Consider the following 25,559-nt stretch of genomic DNA (forward strand, 5'->3'; position numbering starts at 1 on the left):
TACCTTCAACCTTTCGATGAAGGAGGTGCTTCTTCGTGTGCGCGACTAACCTTAAATGTCCCTTGAGCCCATTTTAGGATACTATACGGGACGTATCCGAACCATCGTAATACCCATGGCTCACGCGTTTGTCGATTTTGCTTACGGACATCTTTAGGGGTCTCCATATAGACAACAACACGTTCCGTAATATACTTGACGAGCTCTTCGCCTTTTTTGGCCATTGTATATAACCTCCTTGCTGGATTCCTTACTCTTAGCATGCTCCATTGGTACAAAAAATAAACTTAGCGCATCATTTCTCTCATATTGCACATCCTATTCAGGAAGCTTTTTCAAGGAGGATTTAATGCAGCATGAATCAAATGAGAACATTCCATCGCCTTCTTCTTACAAGTATCCTTATCATTATTAGCTGTCATACCTGGAGTTCATCAGTCGCTGCGGAACCTGCATCGATGAACGAAGTATTCACCCATCCCGTCATTGTGATTGATGTTGGTCATGGCGGAATTGATGGCGGAACAAGCCATGAGAATATTCTTGAGAAGAACATTAATCTAGAAATCGGAACACGCTTGTATTTAATGCTTCAGAAGCATGGTATTCATGCCGTTCTGAATCGTACAGGCGACTATGCACTGAGTGAAGATAACCATTGGTTGAACAATAAATCCAGACATCGCAGAGACCTTGCACAACGCAGACAATTGACGGAAGAAATTCCAACCGAAATGCTCGTCAGTCTACACGTCAATTGGAACAAAAATCGCAGCCGTCGCGGGCCCGTGGTGCTATATAAAGAAGAAGGCCGTAGTATCATGCTCGCGAACATTATTCAAAATGCGCTTAACAAACACTACGGCACCCATATGGAAATGCAAAGCGGTAAACCCTTCTATTTGCTGCGCCGAGTAAATCAACCTGCTGTGATTATTGAGACCGGATTTATCAGCAACAGCGAGGATCGCCGCATGTTATGCGACCCGAAGGAACAGACCGCAATCGCAAGCACCATTGCAGGTGCATTGCAATACTACTTATCGCTCTTGTGAGCTTTGGCGAATTCAGCCACTCTTACGAACTGGAACATCGACTTCATCTTCGGCAGTGAACCGGCAAGGATCGATGCCGTCGTCACACCGCCCGTACCGACATGGCCAATGACAATGCATTGGTCATGATTCTGCATGAACGCCTCGACTTTACGAACCTGACCTGAGATATGCTTTACTGTAATGCTATCATCCAGGAACATCTGGTTCTCAGCAATCGGGACACCCAGTTCTCTGGCAATTCGTGGCGCAACCGTATGATAATTGGTATGACTGTCGAGGAAGAACAACCCCCGTTCCTTGCAGACTTGCAGCACAACGCGCATCACGCGCTCGTCTCCAGTGACTTTGGAGCCCATATGATTATTCATTCCGATGGCATGTGGGACTTCTTGAATGGCCGCTTCCAACCGTTTACGGATCTCTTGATCCGACATGGACGTCATGATCGCCCCTGGTCCCAGCCAACTGGCCTTTCCGGATTTTGGCTCCATCGGCATATGAACAATGACATCATGCCCCAATTTATACGCCATCTCTGCATCTTGCTTGGTCGTTGGCAAGAACGGCATGACTGCTACCGTGAAGGAGATCGGCAGCTTGAGCATTTGCTCTGTTCCTTTCATATTGTTCCCGAAGTCGTCAATGACGAGTGCAATTTTCTTCTGCTGCAGCGCTTGACCTACGGGATCTACGGGATCGGGATTTCCTGTAGCGGTTGCCACTTGGGGAACAGCTTGCATTAAGCCCATAGCAATCACCATCAAGCAGGCAAACAGACGCGTTTTATATCCTCTACATTTCATAATGCTCCCTCCAATTTCAAAACTGAATACCTTCATTTTTTGATGGAACCGTCCAAAGTATGCAGGGCAAACAAGCTTCTCCAATACTTGGCTTAAGAACAGCAAAAACACTCCGGCCATTTCCGGAGTGTTCGGTAAAGTGGTGCAACTTGCTTAGATTGTCTGTTTGGATATCGCCCCAAAATAATCTACAACGACCTCACGGAATTCCAGAGCAGCCCGCGATATGTATCGGCTTTTATGCCATATTAACGCGATCTCTCGCACCAACTCGTGATCTTCAACTTGGAGATATGAGACATGTTCCCGTGAATTCCTTGCCGTGCTTGGCATGAAGGCTATGCCAATTTCTGCTTCTACAAGCGTACTTAGCCTTGCAGGTTCATCTCCCTCATACACATATCTAGGTACAAACCCCACCGATTTGCATACAGCATCCACTAAATCGCGAGTACCATAGCCTCTCTTTACACCGACAAAACACTCATCCCTTAGTTCAATCAAGGATATGCTGCTTCGGTCTGCCAACCGATGCCCCTTGGGAACAGCTACAAGGATAGGGTCATTGAACACGATTTGACATTCAATGTCATCCCCTTGTATAGGAGGTGAGGACAAGCAGAAATCGACCTCTCCTCGATGAAGAAGCGTAACCATTTCCTGTGTGGTCAGCATTTGCACATGAAATTGAATATGGGGCCGCTTTTTCCGAAACTCTCGAAGGATATTGGGTAACGTGCTTGCGGCGGTCACCGCCAATTCGAGTGTACCATGTTCCGGGCTGGATAAATTTCTAATCTCCTGCTTCCCCTGTTCCAATTCAAACAATGTCCTTTCTGCACGGCGAAGGAAGCTGCTTCCGAACTCATTCAGTCGCAGCTTCCTCCCTATTCGATCGAATAGAGGAACCCCTAAATCCTCCTCCAAGCGTTGAATCGTTTTGCTTAGTGATGATTGCGTAACGTGCAAACTTCGTGCAGCTTCGGTCACATGTTCCACTCGAGCGACCTCGATAAAATATTGCAGTTGAAGAAGCTCCATTTCGCACCCTCCATTCATTCCTTTGAATCAATGAAATCATAACATAGAATGCGTTGGAATAAATAACCGATTTCAAGTACGATGACATCAATACACTGGAGGGGGCCAAAAATGAATGTTCACAGCAGGTGGTTGATGATTTCCGTTGGCCTTGGGATACTGTTGAACCCTTTAAATTCTTCAATGGTTTCAGTGGCTATTCCAAGGCTGCAACATGTGTTCCAACTTGACTTTACCGTTGTTTCCTGGATTATATTTTCTTTCTACATTGCGAGTAGCATCGCTCAACCTGTCATGGGAAAGGCCAGCGATTTATTTGGTCGCAGGAGGATATTTCTTACCGGGCTTGTTGTAGCCTTCGTTGCATCATTATTAGCTCCACTATCACCAAACTTTGGGTGGCTCATCGTGTTCCGAATTGTGCAATCCATCGGAACAAGCATGATGGTTGCCGTTGGCATGGCCATTGTGCGAATTCATATTACGGAGAACCAAGCAACTGCACTGTCTGTTTTGTCCATATTCCTATCGGGAGCGGCAGCCATTGGACCCTTTATTGGCGGGGTCATCCTTCACTGGTGGGGCTGGCCTGCTATCTTCTTTGTTAATATTCCGTTCGTGGTGGTGAGCTTTCTATTAGCTTGGAGGAATATTCCTAAGGATGAACCATCCACATCCGTTGCACAGGGCATGTCCTTTCGTAAATGGTTGGATTTGATAGATGCATCAGGGATCCTGCTATTCACAGTGGGTCTGGTTGCCCTGCTCGCTTCATTACTGTCAGCAAAATCATCTGGGCAAATCTCAGTTGGGCATGTCATTGTCGGGTCGATAGGCCTCGTGGTGCTTGTGGCTTTCGTACGACATGAGTTAAAAGCGAAGTCACCCTTTATTCCTTTGCGCACATTCGCCAAATATCCTGCGATGACTTGGGTCAATGTCGAATTCATGCTCGTTAACGTACTTTTTTATTCGCTCTTTTTCGGGCTTCCGTCCTACTTGCAAATGGTACGTCATGTCAGCGAGTTCCATACAGGGATTCTCATGCTAAGCTTAGGCTTGTGCTCACTCATCACGTCTCCAATAGCAGGCCGATGGATCGATAAATCAGGACCCAGGCCCGCATTGCTCGTGTCTGGAATTCTGATGACATTCGGGTCAGTGTGGATCGTGACCTTGAATCAAACTTCACCGGTTATCAGTGTATGCCTGGCGTTAGCTGCATTTGGAATTAGCAACGGGTTGAACAATGTCGGTATGCAAGCGGCCTTATTCCAAAGTTCTCCAAAAGAAATGATCGGTGTAGCATCTGGAATATTTAATACTTCAAGATACCTGGGAACCATTCTCTCTTCATTGTTGATAGGCATCGTAATGGGAGGTAACTTCACCTTCGAAGGATTTCGGGTGCTTTGGATGATCCTCACGGTCATTGCATTGTCCTTGGTATTCATGAGTCGGCGGCGACGGGAATCAGGGCAGTTGGGAGAGTCGTAACAGCTCGAAGAATTTTGTCGGCCCAAGAGATGAGCAATACGTTTCAAATCTCGACAGCATAAAAAACGGGTCTTTAAATTACTCATTCGTAATTTAAAGACCCGTTTAATTGATTCAGATGATGCGGTCAAGAGGACTCGAACCTCCACGATATTGCTACCACACGGACCTGAACCGTGCGCGTCTGCCAATTCCGCCATGACCGCATATATGGCGTAGTATTTCGCGATTTCACACCGCGTAATATTCGAAGTTCCGGCGTAAGACTTTTTCGGACGGCTGACGAAAGGCTAACGATAGATTATCGTCAATCTTTTCCGTCGACCGCGCTTTATTTTAGCCGTGCGCACCTTCAACTACGTGAGATTTATAATACCACGCCAATTTATGGACGTCAATACGTTGCAAATTTCTTTAATCAGCGCCAACAACACGAATATAAGTTCGTATTATGCACCCTCTAGAATTACATCGGATTAACCTAGGGTTTTTCCAATGTCTATTCTAAGGGGTGCACTTCAAAGGTGCTTTAAGCAACTTTTATTTGACCATCAGATGTCTTAACGATCCTTTTTCTGCATTGTGTGCATTTGAAGCTCCCGCCGATTAACTTGAAGTTATTTCCACATACTGGACAATCCACCGCTTCTGCTGCTTTCCATCTCTTATTTCCCATAGTAATCCCAATCAGAACTGCTATTGCAGATATTATAAAAATAATAAAAATGATCAATTTAAGCATATGTATCACCTCTACTTTTTCATCATTTTACCATATAGAGGCGGTGTTTAAGAATATTAATTTCCATGCTTCAATTGCAACTGTACAACCGTGCGCGTCTACCAATTCCGCCACAAATAACGTCGCCCCTTGAAGAGACGACGTCATCCATCAATCAAATAGGTCCCCGAATACGTCCAGAACCGATTTTTTCTTCTTATGCTTGTTATTGTAATGTGGTTGATTGTGATTGTGCTGATTATTGTGTGAGTCGTAACGATGTCGGTCATCATCATAGGAGTCTCTTCTAGCGTGCTTATCATGCTCATCATCATACCATTGATTGAATGCCGGTCTGATCTCACGAACACCGCTCATCAGCTTCTCAAGCTCTCCACGATCAAGCCATACGCCCTTGCAAGTTGGACAGATGTCAATTAAGATCCCATCCTTCTCCACCTCACGCATTCGCGTATCATGACATACTGGACAATTCATTCTTACACTCCCTTTCGGACCCTGTTCACACGCAGGGCTAGATTATATTACGTTGTCCCAATCCCGTGGGTTTCATTTATTCGAACGGATTTATGCGTTCCATCGTAAAAGGCGTAATCGAATAGCTTCGGTCGAGCTTCACAATTCGTTTATTCGGCCGTCTTATCATCACGGTACTGTCATCCCAAGCGACAACAATCCCTATAACATCATTGATTTCAAGCGCATCACGCACCACACGGACCTTCGTTCCATCGATTCGATATTGATTCAACTGCTCATCTGTTAATACTTCCATCGTATATTCTCCTTCAAAAAAGAGACCGAACAGCAAGCTGTTCAGTCCCTGTAAGTTGATTATTGTTCTACATGCTTCTTCAAATCATTCGTCTCGAACCAGTAATCAAGCACCTTCGACGACATTACCCGATTTCTTACATATGACACTTGATGCGGCGTGAAATGACTGTTCCATTCATATCCAAGCTCATCGCATAATTTAACAATCGTGAGCAGCTCCGACCAAGCAACATAGCGTTTGTACCAGAAAAATTGAGGGTGTTCAATCATATAGGGATAAAGATCGTCAAATTCGGTATGCTTACAATCCAAGGCACGTTCAAAATGGACTTTCGCGTCATTTAACTTGTTCATGAAAAATGCTTCAGAAACCTGTTCATTCCCCATAGTTGGTCGCCTCCCTTCCCATATTCCTTATTATAAGTCAAAACTGACAGGGATGAAAGAGACTCTTTCCCCCGGGAATTGTGAAATTACTCTTGAAAATGGACCTGCCCATCCTCTAGAGATTTAATTCTTACTAGAGCTTCAAGCCTTACGCCTTGTTCTCGAATCGAAGATGCGCCATGTTGGAAACATTTCTCGACCACAACACCCATACCTACGAGGGATGCCCCTGCACGCTCAATGATTTTGATCAAACCGCGTGCCGCATCGCCATTCGCAATAATATCGTCAATGAACAGAATGCGATCATCCGCATGAAGGAATTGACGCGATACCATAATATCCGTTACAATGCCCTTGGTAAAAGAAGGAACACGTTCGCTGTAAGTCTCTGTATCCCCGACAAGTGTTTTCTTCCGACGCGCGAATACAAGCGGAACACCAAGTTCTGCAGCAACGACAAATGCAATGGGAATTCCCGATGATTCTACCGTCATGATCTTCGTCACCTGCTGATCCCGAAACCTTGCAGCAAGCTCCTTACCCATGACTGTGGTAAGCATAGGATCAATTTGATGATTGAGAATCGCATCAAGCTTCAGTACTTGATCGGATAAGACAATACCTTCTTCTAAAATTCGCTGTTTCAACGCTTCCATACGTTATACCTCCGAATGCGGATTATGTAAGTTAAGTTAACATACGATTGAAATTCATTCAAGCAAAAAAATTAACCTATCATCCGTAACTTTTAGAGCGAGAATCCGTCTAATTAAGTAGAACAGATACATAATTTTTCACTTAGGAGCTTACCCAAATGAAAATACCGATAAAATTGATTTATGTTGGATTGATCTTAAGCCTTGCGATCTTGCCTTCTTGCAGCAGTCTCATGGATTCATCATCCTTAACGAACGGCCAGACATCATCCAAGGTTCAGCAATCAACTGACAAAGAACCCGCAAAGCTAGCCGATTCCAATCAAGAATCCGGTGACCCGAACGATGCGATCGATCAACCAAGTAAGAATAAAATAGAAATCTCATCCTCCAAAGATACCAAAAACACGAAAGATTCTAAGGATTCTAAGGATTCGAGCAAAGCATCGAAGAAACAGGAAGAGCCTGCCTTTGACCCTCAGAATCCCAAATTAGCCAGCATTGCCTTATCCGAGTCCAAAGACAAAATTACGAATAAACTCGGTAAACCTAGTGATCATTATAAAATGGACGATGAAGATGCGCCACTTGAAATCTATGAATATAACGGTATGTCCATTGGGTTCAACGAATCGAATACCGTAGAGTTCGTCGAAGTATTCCAGAAAGAAGTCGCTACTGGACTACGCGGCATTCGGATCAATCAACATGCAGATCAAGTCATCAAAGCACTAGGCAAGCCCGACCGTGAAACCGACTATGTTATTAGCTATAATGCCAAAGATGCGTTGCTTAAACTCGACGTTGATCCGATGACGCATCTCGTACAATCGATAAAGTTATTTCAAGTAACAAAAGCTGAGTAGAACGATGTCTACACAGCTTTTTTGCGTCTTACGAGGATTAACGCAATAACAAGAATCAGAATCGCGAGAATGGAGATGCTGTGTACCATGTGATGCCGCACAAAGCGATGAATCACATTCCAATTCGAGCCGACGAACCGGCCGAGCGTAATGAAGACGAAACACCATATGAGCGCACCGCTCGCTGCAAAGCATAAATATTTGGCAAATGGTACACGAGTAACACCCGCAAAATAACATGTAACATGCCGGATGCCTGGAATGAAATATCCAAACACAATACTTAGCCCGCCATATTTATGGAACCAACGCTCTGCTTTGACGAGACGTTCCGGGGGCAAATGAATCCATTTCCCGTAACGCTGCAATAGACTGCTCCCGACCTTTCTGCCGACGGTATAACTAATTAACATCCCCGTCATACTACCGAAAAAACTCACGAACAGCACCATGCTGTATGAAAAGTGTCCATGAACGGACAAGCCTCCCACCGCAAGCATCAGTGTCTCATCTGGAACAGGAATACCCACAATTCCTGCAGCTAGCAGTAAATACAAAGCTATATACCCATACTCACTTAGAAAATGTAATGCTCCTTGCATGAGAAAACCCCTTCCATTCCCCATCCCCTTCATCTTTCGAGTCATGTCCCATCCGAACCCATCATAGGCTGTAAAGAGGGACAAACTGCGTCATTGGAGGCGGAAGCTGCTTGAGAAATATCATCAAAGTATTACAAATTGCTTTTACGTATATCGGAACCATTGTCGGCGCTGGATTTGCCACTGGGCAAGAGATTTTGCAATTCTTCACGCAATATGGAAGATTCGCCCCTTGGACAATACTTATCGCAACAGTGCTATTTGTATGGCTTGGCACGAAAATTATGCTTATCGCCCATGAAATTCGAGCAAATTCTTATGAAGATTTGAACAAACATTTATTCGGACAAGCCGCTGGGCAAGTGATAAGCTTATTTTTGATGATCGTGCTCATCTGTGTGAACAGCATTATGCTCGCAGGTGCAGGCTCCCTATTCGTGGAACATTTTAATATCCATTACCAGACGGGGCTGCTGCTTACGCTAATTGCTACATTCTTTCTCCTGCGCAAAGGTATGAGCGCAATTCTGACCTTAAATTCCATCGTTGTACCGCTAATGCTCATATTTACGTGCCTAATTGTGCTAAATACGCTCGATTCTCCATCGGCGAACCGCTGGATTACTTTAATTGTGGACAAAAGCTGGACAGCCACTTGGGCCGCACCCTTCCTTTATTCTGCCTTTAATCTCGCGATGGCGCAAGCTGTGCTCGTCCCACTAGGTGCCCAGATGCCCTCACGCGGTGTAATTCGTACAGGGGGCATCCTTGGCGGAATTGGGATTGGATTCATGCTCTTATCAGGACATTTCGCACTCTCGGCCTATATGCCAGGCATTACACAATTTGAAATCCCTATGGGTAAAATCGCCTACCAATTAGGATTATTCGCTCAAATGGTCTACTTACTGTTGATCTTCTCTGAGATCTTCACTACGTTCGTCGCCGATGTATACGGAGTTACCCTGCAAATTCAGCAGCGCATCCGCCTCTCGACACCCGTCATTACCTTGCTGCTCATGATCATCTCTTATCTAATCAGTCAGTTCGGATTTAGTTCACTATTGTCCGTATTATATCCGCTATTCGGATTATTCAGCCTTGTCTGGCTCGTCATGATTGTCTTAAAGAAACGATAAGTTCGTTGACTCTGTTTCCAAATACTGAATATCGGCATGCGAAAAATGTTGTCTTACCGCATCGACGATATGTGCGTGACAGGTCATTAGAATAATCTGATGACGCTCTGCAAGAGACTTCAGCACACGTAAAGTTTGTCTTAATCGATCCGCATCAAAGTTCACGAATAAATCATCCAATAATAATGGCATATGCGGATGACTCGCAAACGTCTCTGCAAGTGCAAACCGCATCGCGAGATATAATTGTTCGGCGGTCCCACGACTTAACAGTGAACTATCGACCAATTGGCCTTGTGCTTGTTCTACTAGCATCCGTCGTTCGCCGAGCGGCGCAATGATCTTATTGTATTTCCCCTCTGTCATCTCAGCAAAATATTGCGACGCTAGCTTCAGCACTTGCGGCTGTTTCTCGTCTTCATAAATACGACGCGTCTTGCGCAAGAGGGTGTTGCAAATGGCATATAGAGCATACCGCTCTGTTAAAGCGCGCAGTTCTGCACGCTGCTCCTCCAATCGCTGAAGCACATCAGCATGTTCACTGCGCTGCCTGATGGAGTCAAGTTCATTCAGAAGACGACCGCGTTGTTCTTGCTTTTCTAGATATGTGAATTCAAATTGCTTGATGCGTTCGTCGGACTCCACCAGCAGGTGATCAAGTAGGATAGGATCATCGATCTCCAGAAGTTCAATCAGATCTGCGGTGAGTTGATCTTGTTCTCCAAGCTGATTCGCCAGTTCCCACTGCATGGCCACCAACTGTTCTCTACGTTCCACCAGCCGCGCATGACGACGTAAACCTTCTTCATCCTTCGCACCAGCCTCCTCGAACAAGGATCTCAATTTCAGATCGAGTTGATCTTTACGATAGATGACATCCTCTCGTGCCGAAGTCAGCTCAGCGAACTGCTTATTCTTCTGACTCCATAGCCGTCTAGCTTCTGCATATAGATCCAATTGCTGTTTATACGACCGAAGCGCAAACATGCGTTCTTCTGCACGAAGAAGTGATGGATCCTCGATTATCTCAGCGACGGACATATCGAACGCTGACATTTGACCCAATACTTCACGCTCTTTCAACCGCAGTCGATCGATTTGCTGTAGTAAGGTCAACCCTTGTTCCGTCCACTGAAATACTTCAAGCACCGCGTCAGGGGACAGCGTCGTTGGTAACCCTTGACTGGTTAACCAAGCTTCCCACTTCCGATGATGCGCCTCTTCCTCTATCAAGTTCTGTTCGATCATTTCTTCCGTCTCCACCAATTGATCCCGCAATCGTTGCTCAATGCTTCGATACTCTTGATGTCGTTCGGTTAGATGTCTCTCCTCGCGGATCCATTGCAGCCAAGGATCAACCGATTTCTGTAACTGCACCATCTGATCTGCAATGAACCGTTCCAGATCGTGAAGGGTCGCATGCTCAAGCGATGGCTGAGCTTCATGATCTATTGGCACGTCGATAATTTCTTGGATCGACTTGATCATTTTTAGTCCTAGATCCCTTAATTCCGTATCCGAATCCGACTCTGAAAACCTGACATTCCCTCGGCGGGAGCGTCCTCTCGAATGGCTCCGCACCTGTCTCGATCCACTGCGAGTCCCAAACATTAGATATCCATCCAATATCAGAAACCCAAGCAACGAGCCAATACCGAATGCCCATTGCTTAGCCATGACAAAAAACAATGGAATCAACACGGTAAGTACCACAGCTCCAATTTGCATTTTAGCGTGTAATGCGCGCACCTGCTGTGAGGAATGCACCTGTGCGTGTTCTTCCGCTTCCCGCTGCGCACGTATAGCACGATATGTGAGCATCTGCTGATTCCATTTCTGAACTTCATGCTGAAGCATGGACCACAATCGCTGTCCCTCATCCGCTGATGTTGGACGTAAATGCGTATATCGTCGGCCACCTGCGTCTTGATGCGCGACTAACTTCTGCTGAGACGCATAAATATCGGCTGAGGCAGCCTCCAGTTGTCGGCCAAGCCGCATATTATCTGCATGCAGCCCTTCAATCCGACGGTCCGCAGCAAGCTGCCGCTCCCGTTCGATTCTTACTCGTTCACGCAACTCAATCGTGGCAGCGAAGCTCCTTAATTGATCGGCCGTCCATCTCGGATCAATCATCCGAAGTAATCGGGAGAGTTCGCACTCTGCCGCTTCTCGCTCCGATTGCAGCTCCCGACATTCGTATCGTTTCGCTTCAATAGACTCCGCCAAGTGAAGCAGCCTCTCCACCTCGGGGAGGTCATTCAATCGCATATCGTCGAATACAAGACCGGACATCTCTTCTTGTAGCTTCGTCATCGACCTTTCGGTTTGCTTCAATTGAAGCTCTAACGCATCGCGTTCCATCGTTAACTGCTGCGTTCGATTCACAGCATCTTCAGGAAATGCTCTAAATAAAGGCAGCTCGGCGAGCTCTCTTTCAATTCGTCTTGCACGCAGCCAATTCTCACGCATTCCCATTGCCCGCATGATTCGTGAGGATTCTGCTCGACTTGCCTCAAGTTCCATCGCCAGGTCTGCTATTTCCTCATCCGCCTGTTCTAACATCATGACGTGTTCATTGTAGCTCTGTATGAAGGATTTGCTAAGCCGAATATCTTTCTCCAGCTGATCCATGGCTTGCAAAATCTTGTTCACATCTTGATTCCGACCCTTCGGACGGAACAGCTTGTCCATATCTTGCGATAGCTTGCGCTCCGCCTGCATAAGACTTCTTCCGCCGCCTATGCCCGCATGATATAAGAAGCCGCTCAATTCCTCCGACTGAAGTGTTCGAAGCTCTTGCAGCTCGGTCAGCGATACAGCAAATAGACTTCGAAATAACTCAGAGGATAAACCGCCTAACAGCTCTCGTTCCAAGTCCTGCTGCGAGCAGAACCTCACTTGACCTAGCGCATCGGTTACACGAATCAATAGATTCTGCTGTTTGCCTTCTCCAGAGAGTGAACCACCAGAGGATGAAATGCCGTTAGAGGACAAGCCTCCTGTATTGGAACGATCGTAGCGCTCAATTGTCCATTCATTACCTTGAGAATCTTGTAACATGAGCCGTCCGCCATGGAGACCGCCATATACAGGCTCGTAACGTTCACTCATATACGTCCGTGAAGGAATCCCATATAACATTGCCCGGATAAACCCTAGTAGCGTACTTTTACCTGCCTCGTTATTGCCATATATGACTGTAACCTTTGAATCCATCTGCATATGGACTTGGTGCTTCGCACCAAATCCGTTCATATAGAGGCCATTAATTCTCAAGAAGCTTCGCCCCCTGCTCTTGGATCAGCTTCTTCCAGCAAGACCGCCGCTAGTTCACATGCCCGTCCGATAAGTGCCCGTCCATCTTCTGAATCCTTCAGTTCTTCGATAACATGCCGCAGTCGGTTATGGCCTTGCATCGATTCCATCGCTTGATCTATGATCTCCTCATAAAGATCCAGGTCCTGATTGGTCTGTCTAGCCATCCGAAATAATTCGCCGAGGAAACTATCCGCTTCAAGGATATGCTCCACATCCACCTCAGAACCAGAATCCACCTGAAGCGACTCGAGCCAGACGATATTAGAAGTCTCACCTTCTGCAGAAACGCCATATTCCTCTTCTTCGCGAAGAACTTGAAGCAGATCTTGCACAAAACCGTTCTGCTCAAGCTTGCGATGCAGCAACCCTCTACCATGCAAGAACAATCGAAGAACCGACATCCGTCCAAGCGAGCCTTCTCTACAATTCTGTATCACTTGTTCCACAAGCTCTTTCAGCGCTTGTTCTGATTCTAACCCTTCAATCGAGATGGATTCCGTATACCACCGTACATCATCTAGCGGTGCGAATGTCAGGCGAGTCTGACGCCCTTCCATAACATGGACGATATAACAGCCTTTGGCCCCTGCTTCTTTCACACTCCGACCTTGAATGTTGCCTGGATAGACAATGCATGGCTCTTGTTCGTGCAGAATCTGCCGTAAATGGATATGACCAAGTGCCCAATAATCCATCCCCGCTTGGATCAAATCTCTCTTCGCGCAGGGTGCATAGTTGTCATGCCCAACATCCCCATCCACATTCCCATGAAGTAGTCCAATATGATAAAGTGAGCTGCCCGCGAGACGTTTGTAGGATAACGCAACATTCTCATGCAAGGCCTTATGTGCGTACGAAATACCGCAGATCGCTGCGATGGCCTCAGGTTCTGAAGCTTCTGCGTGTCCACGCCGATATACGATTTTCGTCTCAACTTCTTTCGAACTTAAAAAATGTACCGTATCTGGCCATGTTAATTCGGCATGCATCCCATCTTCGGGATCATGATTGCCATGAATAATATAGACGGGGATACGTGCAGATGCCAATCGCTGCAGCTCCCGTTGCAATCGAAGCTGCGCTCGCAGCGATCGGTCTGCCGCATCATAGACATCTCCACTGAATACGACAAAGTCAACCTGTTCTCGCAGCGCCAGATCAATTAAGTTCGTAAATGCCGTAAAGGTCGATGCGCGCAACCTCTCTCGAATTGCATCCGGCACGTGAGACATCCCTCGAAAAGGACTGTCGAGATGAAGGTCTGCGGCATGAATAAATCGAAAATCAGACAATACAGTTCCCTCCCAAGACGACTTCAAACGCTAGGATTTTCGATTTACTTGCAGATAAATATTTTTCAATTCATTCACAACGCGTGTCAGAGAATAGGATTTTTTCGCTTTCTCCCATCCCGCACGCGAAAGTTGATAACGATAGACCGGATCACCCATCATTTTCTCTAATGCATCTGCGAGCGCTGTCGGCTGATCAGGCGGCACTAAGAGACCATTCACACCATCTTCGATCTGCTCTGCAATGCCCCCCACATCCGTTCCGACAAGGGCGAGCCAACAGAGAGCAGCTTCGGCGAATACCGAGCCGAACGCCTCGGCTCTTGAAGGGAGCACGAAGATATCCGAGAACGGCATGAACTGTTCCGGATGCAGCATATAGCCATAAAAAATGGTCTCATCATAAATATCAAGGCTCACTGCAAGCTCCTCCAGCTCCGTTCGAATTGGACCGTCTCCGATAATGTGTAAGACGTACGAATGGCCTCGCGCTTTGAGTTCTGCACACGCTTGCAGGAGGATGTCGAGTCCTTTGGCCGGGACTAGCCGACACACGGTTATTAGCTGCGGCACCTCATTCTCGTGAGAGATTGGCTTAAATCGGCGCTCATCATAACCGTTAGGAATGACGATAATACGATCAGGGTGATTCATATATGTAGACAGATACTGCTTGAATGACTCGGATACCGTCAGGATCTGATCCATATGATGTTCAAGCTCGCGGTAGAGCGATGTGAGGAATTGATGCTCGATCCCGCCTTCTTCTATTTTCCCGTTCAATATGAGCTCTCGCTCATAACTCGAATGAATCGTCATCACGACGGGCGTATCCGGGAAGAGCTTCTTAAGGACAAGCGCCGCAATCGGGTGATGCGCGTGGATGACATCGTATGACTGCTTCAGACGCATCTTGGACCACCATATATAATCACGAATCGTCTGAATATATTTTTGCACCGTTGAATTCTCTTCGAATTGGTGCCAATCAAATGTGGTAAACGTTACTTCTTCATGCCCTTTACTGCGGACACGTTTGGGAATCGAGAATATTTCCATCTCCCAATTTGGCTTCTGAAACCGTTCCTGAAAAAAAGGAATCATAGAAGACACTCCGCCCGGTTGCTCTGGCGGAAAGAACAGAGCTTGCAACAGTTTCATATCAATGTCCTCCCGAATATGATATAGTAACACGTAGATTATAAAGGGTTGAACACAGAATTATTATAATGCGTGTTCAAAAAGTCGGCTTTTCAGCACCTGAAAGTTTTCGAAGAAAACTTACTTCGTAAGCATGGACTCAGGTTGCGAGAACCCTCGGTTAAGCTTCCGTAGAGAGTTTTCCTTCGAAAAACTTTTAGGAGGAACGGAGTTTAGGCAAAACCTAAATGAGTACCGGACTTCGAGGATGAACGCAAGATTCGATATCGAATCTGCTGCTTTGAAACACATCGTGATCAAAAGTTGGCTTTTTGAACTACCTCTTATAAAAAATCGATCATCATTAATTGGAGCGTAGATGCATGTCAACATTGGCGAATTTCTTCACAGGTACGATCGGACAAGCCTTCTCGTCATCTTGCATTATATACATAATGTTCATCATGATCCTGCTGTCCATTCGAATGTATCGAAAACAAGGAAAAAAAGCATACCTTTATCTCATTTTCGGTTTTCTACTCATTATGACATATCAAGGATTAAACATCCATTTTAGCATAAATGAGATCTTAAGAGCCCGAGCGATAAGCTACTTCGTTGAAATCTTGCAGACCTTATCGTTTATCATTCTGAACCTGGCGATCTATCAGCTATATAATCGCAACTCGAAGCGTACCGTCATTTATTGTTGTCTGCTCGTCATGGGAATTCTCATCTTGCCGATCGTTCAACTGCTAATCGATCCGCTGTTCTTAAGCGGTCCTCCGACGGATCATTTCGCAGGCGTCTGGCCGCTGCAAGCATACAATCTGGTCCTGTGCCTCATCTTTGCTCTGACCCTAGGCAGACGAATCAGGCAGCAGCTTAAATATTATAGCAGCCTTGTGCTGTACGGTGTAATCCTCGCGCTCAATTTGCTAGGCAACCACGTCTTAACGAAGCCTTCGGCTTTCATTGAACTAACACATAATCTACTGCCAATTGTTTATTATACGCTGCTCTACTTTATTCTGTTCGACCGTATCGTCGAGCTGCTGCAATCCGTCTACCGCTCTTCGATTACGGACGGATTAACCAGCTTATACAACCGTCGTTATTTCAACAAAGTCGCTTCCCACTATATTCATGAGAACCTCCGAGTAAGTGTCATCTTTAGCGATATTGATAACTTCAAGAAGCTGAACGATACCGAAGGTCACCACCGAGCGGATGGCGTACTGAAACAGGTTGCGAATATCATGACGGAGGAGCTCGAAGGCATTGGCATTACGGGTCGTTATGGCGGGGAAGAGCTCGTCGCACTCGTTGTAGATAAGGACGCCAAAGTCGAAGAAGTCGCTGAGACCATTCGACGACGTGTCGCCTCCGAGAGCATTGTCACCATCAGTGTCGGACACAGCACCCTTCGCAAGGGTGTAACGACAGAAGAATTAGTGAAACAAGCCGACCAGGCCATGTATCACTCCAAAACAACAGGCAAAAATAAAGTAACAGCATATGCGGACCTCCAAGGTTCAACGAGCAAACCTGACCGGAAAACCCGATTGGGATAAGCATAAACGATTTCGTCGTCCATTCAAAAGACGGAAAGCTTTTAAGCGAGAAATATAAGAACAGTTTATCCGTGAAACTTATAAGACCTTATATTTTAAAATAGCCCCACAAAGTTTAAAATCTTATGCAAGGAGTTTAGGAACGACAATGACAACATCTTTACCCTCAACGTATATCGAACAAATGCGCACGCTCCTCGGTCAAGACGCGGAGCGTTTCTTGCTGTCTTATGACGAGCCACGAACACAAGGATTACGAATCAATCCCTTGAAGACAGAGATCGGTAGTGCGCTTACAGCAGAGCTCCGCAAGATGTTTGACTTGGAGCCCATCCCTTGGTGCAGCACGGGATTCTATTACGGAGACCATCGCCCAGGCAAACATCCCTATCACGCCGCGGGCTTGTACTATATTCAAGAACCGTCTGCGATGTCTGCTGTGGAGATGCTGGACCCACAGCCCGGAGAGGTTGTTCTAGACTTAGCAGCAGCACCAGGCGGGAAATCCTCGCATATTGCAGGCAAAATGCAAGGACAAGGGCTTCTTATCGCGAACGAAATCCACCCTGCACGTGCCAAAATACTCGCCGAGAACATCGAACGGATGGGCGTGTCTAACGCCGTCGTAACGAACGCCACGCCGGATGAACTTGCGGCACGCTTCCCTTCGTTCTTCGATCGGATTATGCTCGATGCCCCATGTTCCGGTGAAGGGATGTTCCGTAAGGACCCTGACGCCGTTCAAGAATGGTCCGAGGACCATGTCGTCATGTGCGCGGCGCGCCAGTGGGACATCTTGGAACAAGCGGTGAAGATGCTGAAGCCAGGCGGTACGCTGGCTTACTCGACCTGCACGTTCAATCGTCAGGAGAATGAACTGACGATTGAACGGTTGCTGGCAGCGTTCCCCGCGTTCACACTAGTGGGAACGGAGCGCATTTGGCCTCACGAGCACCGCGGTGAGGGCCATTTTGTCGCCGTGCTGCGCGCAGCAGCAGGCGAGGGTGGTACCCGCGAGCCGCAGGCTGCGGGCGACGCGCACAGCGCGCACGGCCGCCGCAAGGCGGAGCGCGCTCCGCGCGGCAAGGGCCAGCCCGCCGCTCCTGCGGCGGCGGGCATGGCCCAGTTCCTCGCGTGGGCCCGCGAGGAACTGCCCGGCTTCGCGCCGGGCCAGGGCGATGCGCTTCTCTTCGGCGAAGCGCTGTACGAGCTGCCGCAAGCAGGCGGCAGCTCCCTGTCGGCCGCACAGCTTAGCGGCCTCCGCATCCCACGTGCCGGATTGCACATCGGCACGATTCGCAAGAACCGTATCGAGCCTGCGCATGCGCTGGCGCTCGCTGTGAACCCTTCGTGGGCGCGGCTCGTCTATGACTTCGCGCCCGATGCCCCCGAGATCGCCGCGTATCTGCGCGGCGAGACACTGCCCGTGCCGCCGGATCACAAAGGCTGGGCGCTCGTGACCGTGAATGGCCTGCCGCTTGGCTGGGGCAAAGCCAGCAGTGGTCAACTGAAGAACCACTATCCAAAAGGCTTACGTCTTCCGTAAGCTCATTCGCTTCATCGCATGACATAGAGAAGCCCTGTCGCTCCAAAATCAAGGAACGACAGGGCTTCCGTCTTATTTAATCCACTTCATTCTCAAACTGAATTTCATCAATGACTTCATTCCGGAACATCAGTGTCAAGTGCAGTGCTTCATATTCCACCGATTTATCTAATTCGCGCATGAGCAGCGAACACATATGCGCACGATCCTCCGTTGTGCCTGGAACATCCAGCTCGATAAATCCGCTTAATCCTTCATCGCCTATATCTACGGTAGCAATCCCTACGGGAACGGAACCATAACGTTCATGATGATATATTCCATAGGTCAGCACAAGATTGTCGTCACGCACAGGTTCGATCGAATAGCCTTCAAAGGTATGTTCCATCAAAGAAGCATTCATGAAAATTTCAGCTTCTTCTTCATCTTCTTCAAATTCTTCGTCTTCGCCGTCCTCCAGCAAATCTTCATGCGTCAACGCCATCGTCTGCAGTTGCATGTCACCCAGCTTCATTTCCAGATGAATGGTATCCATCAATTGCTCATCTAGATCACGGACGATCAGTGCGGTTAATTGATCCATCTCTTCTTCACTTGGCAGACGGTCCCATCGAACTTCACCTATCGCATCTGCACCATACTGTTTCACCACAGATACAGCCAGCAGATCATCTTCCATGTCGTATACTTCATAGACGGTAACATGACGCCCTGCGCTAATGACCTCAAGTCTTAAAATTTCGTCTTCAGCAAATTCTTCAATCCGCTCAAAATCCGTCTCGTCCTCTTCCTCGACTTCTAAGTCTACTTCTCGTTCCATTTCATCGGGGTACCATTCATGAACGATCGCCTGATCCTCAATTTCTTCACTCGTTGATACAATCGTCTCAAAAGGGCTGTACGAGACAAATACATCGCATTTAAGCGCGGACAACGCACCTGCAAGACCCTGCACATATTGGGTAATGAATTCTAAGACTTCAGGCTTCTCCTCGCGTGACAGAGAATCTTGCTCCAATTGAACAGAACCTGCTACCCGTTCTCCTTCGCGATAGATGAGCGAGATTGTTCCGACATATCGATGATTCAAGACGATATCATGCACTTCACCGCCAGATGTCTTCAGATCAGGTCGTAGGTTGATATTCATTCCTCCGTCACTCCTTCTACATTTCTTGCTTCCACTTATTCCAGTTCTAGGATTCCCACCAGACGTCGAACTATTCGAACGCCCATTTCTACGGACTCGGGATAAACGTCCAATCTTATAAAAATCGGCTTCATACTATAGATTATTCGAAGATGGAGATATACACCCAGCCCCCTGGATCTTCATTTTCGCAGAAACAAGATTAAAGGAGGAATTATGCAATGGGCGGAATAGGCGATGGATTTTTCACTTCGGCAGCTACTATTCTTGTATTATTTATCTTGTTAGTAATCGTATCTTGTGCATGCATCTAAAGATTCTTTCGTACGATATAACCAGCATCTAAATAGATGATTCGATCTTGCATCAATGGGGATTACGTATGATCCTATGCACACAAAAGAGGCATTCCCACCCGTAGGTTACTACGAAGGAACGTCTCTTTTTCTTTTTGTTATCACATTTTCTCTTTGACGATATCCTGTGTACCAAATATAATAGGATGGTTATGGGTTATTTTTCCATTTTAAACTTTTATAGAGGGAGCTAAGAAAATGTCTTTCATGCACTACGCGAAAAAGACGATTAGCATCATTATTTTTATCGCACTATCTTCCATCCTATCAACAGCATGGGCGGTACAAGCACCCAAAGAGGACCAACAGATGAAGAAGCTGCAAGAGGTCGTCTACAATTCAGCCGGTATCTACGGACCTGCATCGGGAATGGAAACGGTTAAAGGAAATGTCACCGTTGCCGCATCAGGCATCAAGCTTCAGAACACGATCATTGAAGGGAATCTAATCCTATCCGAATCCATGCAAGAAGGCGAAGTTATTTTGGACAAGGTAACTGTGCGAGGGACAACCTCTATACAATCCGGCGGACAAATTCAAATGACTGGACACTACAATACGATAGCCATCAAGGCTTCGAACCTCAGATTAAAAGTTCCCCGTGGATCTATTCACCAACTTAACGTCGAACTAGCTGCAACGAATTCTGAAATTACACTAGGCTCCGATGCATCGATCATGCAACTGAACTTGAATGCTGTAACCAAACTACTCGGACAAGGGAACATCGATCTAGCTATTATAAGCGCAGGAGCCAGAGAATCCTCCTTTCAATCGCGTCCCATCCTCATGCAAGGTGCTGGCGCTAGTAACCAACCCACACCATGCTCGGACAGCAGCCAAGACGCATGCAAAGCCGCGAGTTTACAAGGGATTACTGTATCTGGACTCACATTGAACCAATTGGATTCGAATCGCTATACGACGGGGGAAATCAACTATAACCCAATTGTTTACCAATACAATGTCGTCACGCCGCGAAATCTAACGATTACACCGACCCTTACGATTACGAAATCTAAGGATGCTTCAATTAAATATTTTGTAGGAACGATGGCCAATACATATATCCAGTCGGGTTCCGTCACGAATGATCACAATACGTTCGAAGTTCCTATCCCGCCGATGAGTAATTATCACATCGCGCTTGAAGTGTCTGATCGAGAGGGATCAAATCTTAAGGTGTACTATATCTATTTCCAGCACCCAAAAACCATTCAAGAAGGATTGAAATTCGAATCTAAATTCCACAAGGTAGGAAAGCCTGGCGGGCCCTATACGCAAGGAACTTCTTATGTCTTAAAAACGGGTATGATCAACGGTGAACTGATACGGCCAACCGATTCAATTCTATTCTTCAGAGAAAATGAAAAGGTTCCATTTCTAAGATGCGTTGATAGTCAAGGCTGCTCTCTATTCGAGAACAACATAACCACTCGTGAGGGGGTATGGAATGTAGAAATTTATCGCGATAATCAGTTGCTTGCCTCTGGACAATATCATTACAATTTCAATCCTGCGAAGGTATTCAAGAATGATATTGACTTCACAGCAGTAGCCTATTCCAAACAAGAGCTTCTTGACCAATTGAAGACTAACCCAAACTATACAACGCCATTCTCCTATGGCTATCATGTATCCTTAGATAGCGAGAAGCTGCGTCTCATCATGCCCAAAGCAAAATACTACGTGGAAGGTGAAATCGAAATGGATTTACCGACCAGCACATTTCTCCGAGGGCTTGCTGTGGATGAATTCAAGCTGGGAATCACGCCTGGCGACGGCTACCCCACAACGTCATTATCTGACCCGCGAACGATTGATTATATTGAGCAGGGGCGGCAGACGCTAGAGGATACACTCCATTTCAAGTCGGATCATGAGCTGGAAATACGACAGATCAATGATCGATTCATTGTTCTCGGTGTGTACGACATAAACTTTAATCTCCTCGGCCAGTACATGACCATCCTCCAATTCGATCAAGACCACGTCGCAGACGGATACGCCGCATTAGGCAACTGGAAGCCCTAAATCCGCCATAGATGATACCAAAAAGAACTGGCTCGCAGCCAGTTCTTTTCATTTCAACCATATTCATTTAAAACGATGAGAAAAAGCTGATCATAGAGTTAATGGTCATGAATTAGAGACAATATTTCACAAGCGCCATATGGACACCCTCTTCATTATTGCTCAAAGTAATATCATCAGCAGCTGCTTTTACTTCGATAGGAGAGTTGTCCATCGCAATCCCCACACCCGCGAATTGAAGCATCGTAATATCGTTATAATAGTTACCGATCGCCAAGATTGCGCTAGCGTCTACCTCTCGACTTGCAGCGCAATGCTTCAGAGCATTTCCCTTCGAGGCTCTCGCATGCATAATATCGATGAAATAATCCCCACTGCGAATAATCGTGAGCTCGTGTATCCATGTATTCCACTCTGCTTCAAGCTCATCCATTTGTTCTTTCGTACCGAAAGCCGTCATTTTGACCATCTGGTCCGTTAGTGATCCATCCACGGGTAGCACCAATGGCACGACATAGAATTTGCCGTACATTGCGAGCACTTCTTCTGTCAGAATATCTTCCCGCTCAACATACAGATCATTGGCCGTATTGAGGTCAAAATGATAGTGATGTTCTCGGCAATACGCCTTGAATGGGGCTAGCTCGCTATCTGCAATCACATACTGATGAATAATCTTACGTGTGGCCGACTCCATCGTCACAGCGCCGTTGTGTGTAATGACTGTCCCCACAAGTCCTAATTGTTCCAGCAATGGAATCGTGCTACTCGGGTTGCGCCCCGTACATAATACGATCTCTGCGCCTTGCTTTGCGACCTCGAGAACCGACTCTCTTGTTTTGGGTGTAATTTCATGATGATCATTAATCAAAGTTCCATCGACGTCTAGTGCAATCATTTGAAAACGGTTCATATGCTTCTGCTCCTATCTCTTCGGCCTCTGTTCGACCTTTCTATATGCCGCGGCTATTCCTGCTCTTGCTTAAGTCCTGCAAGCTCTTCCTTTGTCAACTCACGATAATGGCCTTCCTCAAGCGCTGAATCAAGTATCAATGAGCCCATCGAGATCCGCTGGAGATAGACGACCTTCTTACCGACCGATTCGAACATCCGCTTGACTTGATGGAATTTGCCTTCTGTAATGGTCAATTGGATTCTGGAGACCACTTCGGGTCCCGAACGATCGTGACTTAGAATCGTTAATTCTGCAGGTTTCGTGACATACCCATCATCCAATGTAACACCCTCTATAAATGCCGCAATATCTGATTCCCCGACGTCTCCAACAACATTCGCAATATAGGTCTTCGGGACATGTTTCCTAGGAGATAACAGCTCGTGGGAGAGTTTCCCGTCATTCGTTAAGAGCAATAGTCCTACGGTATCTTTGTCCAAGCGCCCCACGGGGAATGGTTCGAAGACGCGTTCTTCGTCATCCAGTAGATCAATGACCGTCTGGTCATGCCGATCTTCTGTCGCGGAGATTACCCCTGCTGGTTTGTTCAACATCAGATATATGAACTCCCGGTAGTGTACCCGCTCACCATCCAGCATAATAATATCTTCTTCCGGCTGGACTTGTAATCCGTTATCCTTGACCACGCGGTCATTCACCGTAATTCTGCCCTGCTTGGCCCACTTCTTAATCTCACTGCGCGTACCAAGTCCCATATGACTTAGCACTTTATCTAATCGAATCGTATTTCTCATCGATTTATGTCCACCTCCACCCAGCTGGGTATTCATTCTTTAACATGCCATCGATCCATTTACCCCATCCAACAGAATAACCGTCAATACAGATGAGCACATATCCTTTTGCAGCTACCTTCTCATTTGCAAGCTGCACACGTTCTACCGGAATCGATAATGTCTCGCCTTTCAAATAACGGACCGCTTCATCCGTGCTAGATTGTAGATCAATGCGTCTTACAACCTCCTGCGGATGTAATGCTGTAGCAAGAGGATGCGAAGGCTCGAATCGGTTTTTCTTTAACGTCCCAATGAAGAATCCAGGCCTTACCACTTTCAATCCTGATAGATGCTCATCTTCAACAGGAGATAGATACACATGCTGCCCATAGCGGACTGCTCGTCCAGGCAACTCACTCACAATATGATCGCGTAAGAACTGCTGTAGGAGCTCTCGTTCTTCGTTCCTTAATTTTGTCTTGAGCTCCGCACCCTTGGCGCGCTTCTCTTTCTTATCTCCTTCTTGCGCAGCTAGATCCTTAACCGAAACATCGGATCCATCATGCACGAGTACAGCTAAGAAATGACCTTCACCTTCAATCTGGTGTGGCCATAGTCTACCTGTCCCTTGAACAGCCTGAATCGTAGATTCTGTGAAATTCTCACCTTCCCCGTTAGGGATATCTCGAATCCATTCCCCTTGCCCCGTTGCAAAGCCATAAGAAGCCGATATCGGCTCGACATGAAAAGCTGGATTTCGTTCCAAGAACTCCCCAATCATCGCTTCATTCTCTTCGGGAGAGAATGTGCAGGTTGAGTAGACAATTTTTCCGCCTGGGGCTAGAAGTGAAGCCGCCGTCTTCAGAATATCGCGCTGCATCAGTACACATTTCTCAACCGAATGCTTCTCCCACTGCTTGATCATATCTTCATCCTTGCGGAACATGCCTTCGCCCGAACATGGTGCATCGATCAAGATCTTATCAAACGAATGCTTAAAGGTACGTGCAATCTCCTCCGGCAGCGCATTCAGCACAACCGCATTCCGGACACCGTACAGCTCCATATTTTTGGCGAGAGCTTTCGTACGATCTGCATTATTATCATTCGTCACGAGATACCCTGTCCCCGCCAGCTTTGCTGCAATCTGAGTCGACTTGCCACCAGGCGCAGCACATAAGTCCAGCACCCGGTCATTCTTCTGTACATCCAGTAATTCTACGGGTGCCATTGCGCTCGGCTCTTGGATATAATATAACCCTGCATGGTAATAAGGATGTTTGCCTGGCCTTGCATCTTCAGCAATATAGAATCCTTCCTGAACCCAAGGAATCGGCCGCAACTCAAAAGGGGATACTTTCTTGAATTGACCAACAGCTATTTTAAGCGTGTTTGCGCGTAAGCCATAATAACGTGTCTCATCATATGAGTTCATAAATAAGTCGAACTCTTCTCCGAGCATTTTTTTCATCTTTCGAACGAAATCTTGCGGTAATGAATCATTCATGAATTACCATCCTTATTGCTAAAATTTAAACATTAATCCACGGTACAAAAAAGATCATAATAAATAGAATATCATTTTCCATGGATAGGGGGAAATGAATTTCGTCTATTTCTTCTTTCCTATTGACGTTTTTGAAGCAATTAATATAAACTAACGTTAATATCTTCTCGTAAACTATGTTAATTCAGGAAATAACAGGAATTCCTCACGTATTAGAACCCTCATCTTAGTAATCATTTCACAATGATCAGAAAAAATTACACCGCTATTCAAAATTTTATATTTCTTTTCCTTACTTTTAACAAAAGAAACATAAAAGCGCTTACATCCATTCATATTACTTCTTATCCTAAAGTGAATTTTTTTTACACCATAA

23 protein-coding genes and 1 tRNA gene are annotated in these 25,559 nt (G+C 46.3%); 7 read left to right on the forward strand and 17 right to left on the reverse strand.

All coding sequences use genetic code 11. The features are described from left to right. Positions 1-5: 5 nt before the first annotated feature. Positions 6-224 (reverse strand): YqzE family protein, encoded by a 219-nt coding sequence (locus AC3WU2_RS25710; protein WP_314587943.1) that lies wholly within the window; start codon positions 222-224, stop codon positions 6-8. A gap of 132 nt (positions 225-356) precedes the next feature. On the opposite strand from AC3WU2_RS25710, the gene AC3WU2_RS25715 reads away from it, so the two are divergent. Further along, entirely contained in the window at positions 357-1,055 is a 699-nt protein-coding gene (locus AC3WU2_RS25715; RefSeq protein WP_492457822.1) for an N-acetylmuramoyl-L-alanine amidase family protein, read from the forward strand. Here AC3WU2_RS25715 and AC3WU2_RS25720 read toward each other — a convergent pair. Both AC3WU2_RS25720 and AC3WU2_RS25725 read right to left on the reverse strand, forming a co-directional pair. Next, a complete protein-coding gene (locus AC3WU2_RS25720) occupies positions 1,037-1,861 on the reverse strand; it encodes a divergent polysaccharide deacetylase family protein (RefSeq protein ID WP_492457823.1) in 825 nt (274 codons plus the stop codon). The two genes, AC3WU2_RS25715 and AC3WU2_RS25720, sit on opposite strands and share 19 nt — an antisense overlap. Positions 1,862-2,014: 153 nt before the next feature. Further along, a complete protein-coding gene (locus AC3WU2_RS25725) occupies positions 2,015-2,902 on the reverse strand; it encodes a LysR family transcriptional regulator (RefSeq protein ID WP_492457824.1) in 888 nt (295 codons plus the stop codon). A gap of 111 nt (positions 2,903-3,013) precedes the next feature. Here AC3WU2_RS25725 and AC3WU2_RS25730 point away from each other — a divergent pair, with 111 nt between their 5' ends. Then, positions 3,014-4,399 (forward strand): MFS transporter, encoded by a 1,386-nt coding sequence (locus AC3WU2_RS25730; RefSeq protein WP_492457825.1) that lies wholly within the window; start codon positions 3,014-3,016, stop codon positions 4,397-4,399. A gap of 122 nt (positions 4,400-4,521) precedes the next feature. Here the strand turns inward: AC3WU2_RS25730 and AC3WU2_RS25735 are convergent. The 6 genes from AC3WU2_RS25735 to AC3WU2_RS25760 form a co-directional block, all read right to left on the reverse strand. Beyond that, positions 4,522-4,605, reverse strand: a tRNA-Leu gene (locus AC3WU2_RS25735). A 323-nt stretch (positions 4,606-4,928) separates the two neighbouring features. Then, positions 4,929-5,150, reverse strand: coding sequence for a DUF2614 family zinc ribbon-containing protein (locus tag AC3WU2_RS25740; RefSeq protein ID WP_492457826.1), 222 nt, complete (start codon positions 5,148-5,150; stop codon positions 4,929-4,931). A gap of 141 nt (positions 5,151-5,291) precedes the next feature. After that, positions 5,292-5,618 carry a TFIIB-type zinc ribbon-containing protein gene (locus AC3WU2_RS25745; protein WP_492457827.1) on the reverse strand — a complete coding sequence of 109 codons (327 nt, stop codon included), beginning with the start codon at positions 5,616-5,618 and terminating at the stop codon, positions 5,292-5,294. Positions 5,619-5,694: 76 nt separating this feature from the next. Beyond that, complete coding sequence (locus tag AC3WU2_RS25750; protein ID WP_379349684.1) at positions 5,695-5,916, reverse strand: hypothetical protein; 222 nt, start codon at positions 5,914-5,916, stop codon at positions 5,695-5,697. 59 nt (positions 5,917-5,975) lie between these two features. Further along, complete coding sequence (locus AC3WU2_RS25755) at positions 5,976-6,305, reverse strand: hypothetical protein (protein WP_492457828.1); 330 nt, start codon at positions 6,303-6,305, stop codon at positions 5,976-5,978. An 86-nt stretch (positions 6,306-6,391) separates the two neighbouring features. Further along, the gene (locus tag AC3WU2_RS25760) at positions 6,392-6,964 is read right to left on the reverse strand and encodes a xanthine phosphoribosyltransferase (RefSeq protein WP_492457829.1); all 573 of its coding nucleotides are present in this window, start codon (positions 6,962-6,964) and stop codon (positions 6,392-6,394) included. A gap of 158 nt (positions 6,965-7,122) precedes the next feature. On the opposite strand from AC3WU2_RS25760, the gene AC3WU2_RS25765 reads away from it, so the two are divergent. Beyond that, a complete protein-coding gene (locus AC3WU2_RS25765) occupies positions 7,123-7,830 on the forward strand; it encodes a hypothetical protein (protein WP_492457830.1) in 708 nt (235 codons plus the stop codon). 8 nt (positions 7,831-7,838) lie between these two features. Here the strand turns inward: AC3WU2_RS25765 and AC3WU2_RS25770 are convergent, their stop codons facing one another. Further along, positions 7,839-8,432, reverse strand: a complete 594-nt coding sequence (locus tag AC3WU2_RS25770) for a DedA family protein (protein WP_492457831.1) — start codon at positions 8,430-8,432, stop codon at positions 7,839-7,841. 110 nt (positions 8,433-8,542) lie between these two features. Between AC3WU2_RS25770 and AC3WU2_RS25775 the strand changes: the two genes are divergently transcribed. Then, the gene (locus AC3WU2_RS25775) at positions 8,543-9,571 is read left to right on the forward strand and encodes a YkvI family membrane protein (RefSeq protein WP_018755772.1); all 1,029 of its coding nucleotides are present in this window, start codon (positions 8,543-8,545) and stop codon (positions 9,569-9,571) included. Here AC3WU2_RS25775 and AC3WU2_RS25780 read toward each other — a convergent pair. From AC3WU2_RS25780 to AC3WU2_RS25790, 3 genes are read right to left on the reverse strand one after another with little or no spacing between them, the layout of a single operon-like run. Then, positions 9,557-12,850, reverse strand: a complete 3,294-nt coding sequence (locus AC3WU2_RS25780; RefSeq protein ID WP_492457832.1) for an AAA family ATPase — start codon at positions 12,848-12,850, stop codon at positions 9,557-9,559. The two genes, AC3WU2_RS25775 and AC3WU2_RS25780, sit on opposite strands and share 15 nt — an antisense overlap. Then, entirely contained in the window at positions 12,847-14,184 is a 1,338-nt protein-coding gene (locus AC3WU2_RS25785; protein WP_492457833.1) for a metallophosphoesterase family protein, read from the reverse strand. Before AC3WU2_RS25785 ends, AC3WU2_RS25780 begins: the two co-directional genes overlap by 4 nt. Positions 14,185-14,214: 30 nt before the next feature. After that, a complete protein-coding gene (locus AC3WU2_RS25790) occupies positions 14,215-15,345 on the reverse strand; it encodes a glycosyltransferase family 4 protein (RefSeq protein ID WP_379349700.1) in 1,131 nt (376 codons plus the stop codon). 362 nt (positions 15,346-15,707) lie between these two features. Here AC3WU2_RS25790 and AC3WU2_RS25795 point away from each other — a divergent pair, with 362 nt between their 5' ends. Continuing rightward, entirely contained in the window at positions 15,708-16,898 is a 1,191-nt protein-coding gene (locus AC3WU2_RS25795; protein ID WP_492457834.1) for a GGDEF domain-containing protein, read from the forward strand. A 148-nt stretch (positions 16,899-17,046) separates the two neighbouring features. After that, entirely contained in the window at positions 17,047-18,444 is a 1,398-nt protein-coding gene (locus AC3WU2_RS25800) for an RsmB/NOP family class I SAM-dependent RNA methyltransferase (protein ID WP_492457835.1), read from the forward strand. Between the two features lie 76 nt (positions 18,445-18,520). Here AC3WU2_RS25800 and AC3WU2_RS25805 read toward each other — a convergent pair whose 3' ends face one another. Beyond that, entirely contained in the window at positions 18,521-19,594 is a 1,074-nt protein-coding gene (locus tag AC3WU2_RS25805) for a hypothetical protein (protein ID WP_492457836.1), read from the reverse strand. A 554-nt stretch (positions 19,595-20,148) separates the two neighbouring features. Between AC3WU2_RS25805 and AC3WU2_RS25810 the strand changes: the two genes are divergently transcribed. Beyond that, positions 20,149-21,984 (forward strand): hypothetical protein, encoded by a 1,836-nt coding sequence (locus tag AC3WU2_RS25810; protein WP_492457837.1) that lies wholly within the window; start codon positions 20,149-20,151, stop codon positions 21,982-21,984. Positions 21,985-22,096: 112 nt separating this feature from the next. On the opposite strand, the gene AC3WU2_RS25815 is transcribed toward AC3WU2_RS25810, so the two are convergent. From AC3WU2_RS25815 to AC3WU2_RS25825, 3 genes are read right to left on the reverse strand one after another with little or no spacing between them, the layout of a single operon-like run. Beyond that, positions 22,097-22,897 carry a Cof-type HAD-IIB family hydrolase gene (locus AC3WU2_RS25815; RefSeq protein ID WP_492457838.1) on the reverse strand — a complete coding sequence of 267 codons (801 nt, stop codon included), beginning with the start codon at positions 22,895-22,897 and terminating at the stop codon, positions 22,097-22,099. Positions 22,898-22,950: 53 nt separating this feature from the next. Further along, a complete protein-coding gene (locus AC3WU2_RS25820; protein ID WP_492457839.1) occupies positions 22,951-23,694 on the reverse strand; it encodes a pseudouridine synthase in 744 nt (247 codons plus the stop codon). Positions 23,695-23,698: 4 nt separating this feature from the next. After that, positions 23,699-25,183 (reverse strand): RsmF rRNA methyltransferase first C-terminal domain-containing protein, encoded by a 1,485-nt coding sequence (locus tag AC3WU2_RS25825; protein ID WP_492457840.1) that lies wholly within the window; start codon positions 25,181-25,183, stop codon positions 23,699-23,701. Between the last annotated feature and the right edge of the window lie 376 nt (positions 25,184-25,559).

This window comes from Paenibacillus sp. EB106-05-06-XG162, from assembly GCF_058791655.1.

Excerpts from the sequence above, each read along its gene's own strand:
- AC3WU2_RS25710 (WP_314587943.1), bottom strand. The coding sequence starts at position 224 with ATGGCCAAAAAAGGCGAAGAGCTCGTCAAGTATATTACGGAACGTGTT.
- AC3WU2_RS25715 (WP_492457822.1), top strand. The coding sequence starts at position 357 with ATGAATCAAATGAGAACATTCCATCGCCTTCTTCTTACAAGTATCCTT.
- AC3WU2_RS25720 (WP_492457823.1), bottom strand. The coding sequence starts at position 1,861 with ATGAAATGTAGAGGATATAAAACGCGTCTGTTTGCCTGCTTGATGGTG.
- AC3WU2_RS25725 (WP_492457824.1), bottom strand. The coding sequence starts at position 2,902 with ATGGAGCTTCTTCAACTGCAATATTTTATCGAGGTCGCTCGAGTGGAA.
- AC3WU2_RS25730 (WP_492457825.1), top strand. The coding sequence starts at position 3,014 with ATGAATGTTCACAGCAGGTGGTTGATGATTTCCGTTGGCCTTGGGATA.
- AC3WU2_RS25745 (WP_492457827.1), bottom strand. The coding sequence starts at position 5,618 with ATGAATTGTCCAGTATGTCATGATACGCGAATGCGTGAGGTGGAGAAG.
- AC3WU2_RS25750 (WP_379349684.1), bottom strand. The coding sequence starts at position 5,916 with ATGGAAGTATTAACAGATGAGCAGTTGAATCAATATCGAATCGATGGA.
- AC3WU2_RS25755 (WP_492457828.1), bottom strand. The coding sequence starts at position 6,305 with ATGGGGAATGAACAGGTTTCTGAAGCATTTTTCATGAACAAGTTAAAT.
- AC3WU2_RS25760 (WP_492457829.1), bottom strand. The coding sequence starts at position 6,964 with ATGGAAGCGTTGAAACAGCGAATTTTAGAAGAAGGTATTGTCTTATCC.
- AC3WU2_RS25765 (WP_492457830.1), top strand. The coding sequence starts at position 7,123 with ATGAAAATACCGATAAAATTGATTTATGTTGGATTGATCTTAAGCCTT.
- AC3WU2_RS25770 (WP_492457831.1), bottom strand. The coding sequence starts at position 8,432 with ATGCAAGGAGCATTACATTTTCTAAGTGAGTATGGGTATATAGCTTTG.
- AC3WU2_RS25790 (WP_379349700.1), bottom strand. The coding sequence starts at position 15,345 with ATGAAACTGTTGCAAGCTCTGTTCTTTCCGCCAGAGCAACCGGGCGGA.
- AC3WU2_RS25795 (WP_492457834.1), top strand. The coding sequence starts at position 15,708 with ATGTCAACATTGGCGAATTTCTTCACAGGTACGATCGGACAAGCCTTC.
- AC3WU2_RS25800 (WP_492457835.1), top strand. The coding sequence starts at position 17,047 with ATGACAACATCTTTACCCTCAACGTATATCGAACAAATGCGCACGCTC.
- AC3WU2_RS25805 (WP_492457836.1), bottom strand. The coding sequence starts at position 19,594 with ATGAATATCAACCTACGACCTGATCTGAAGACATCTGGCGGTGAAGTG.
- AC3WU2_RS25810 (WP_492457837.1), top strand. The coding sequence starts at position 20,149 with ATGTCTTTCATGCACTACGCGAAAAAGACGATTAGCATCATTATTTTT.
- AC3WU2_RS25815 (WP_492457838.1), bottom strand. The coding sequence starts at position 22,897 with ATGAACCGTTTTCAAATGATTGCACTAGACGTCGATGGAACTTTGATT.
- AC3WU2_RS25820 (WP_492457839.1), bottom strand. The coding sequence starts at position 23,694 with ATGAGAAATACGATTCGATTAGATAAAGTGCTAAGTCATATGGGACTT.
- AC3WU2_RS25825 (WP_492457840.1), bottom strand. The coding sequence starts at position 25,183 with ATGAATGATTCATTACCGCAAGATTTCGTTCGAAAGATGAAAAAAATG.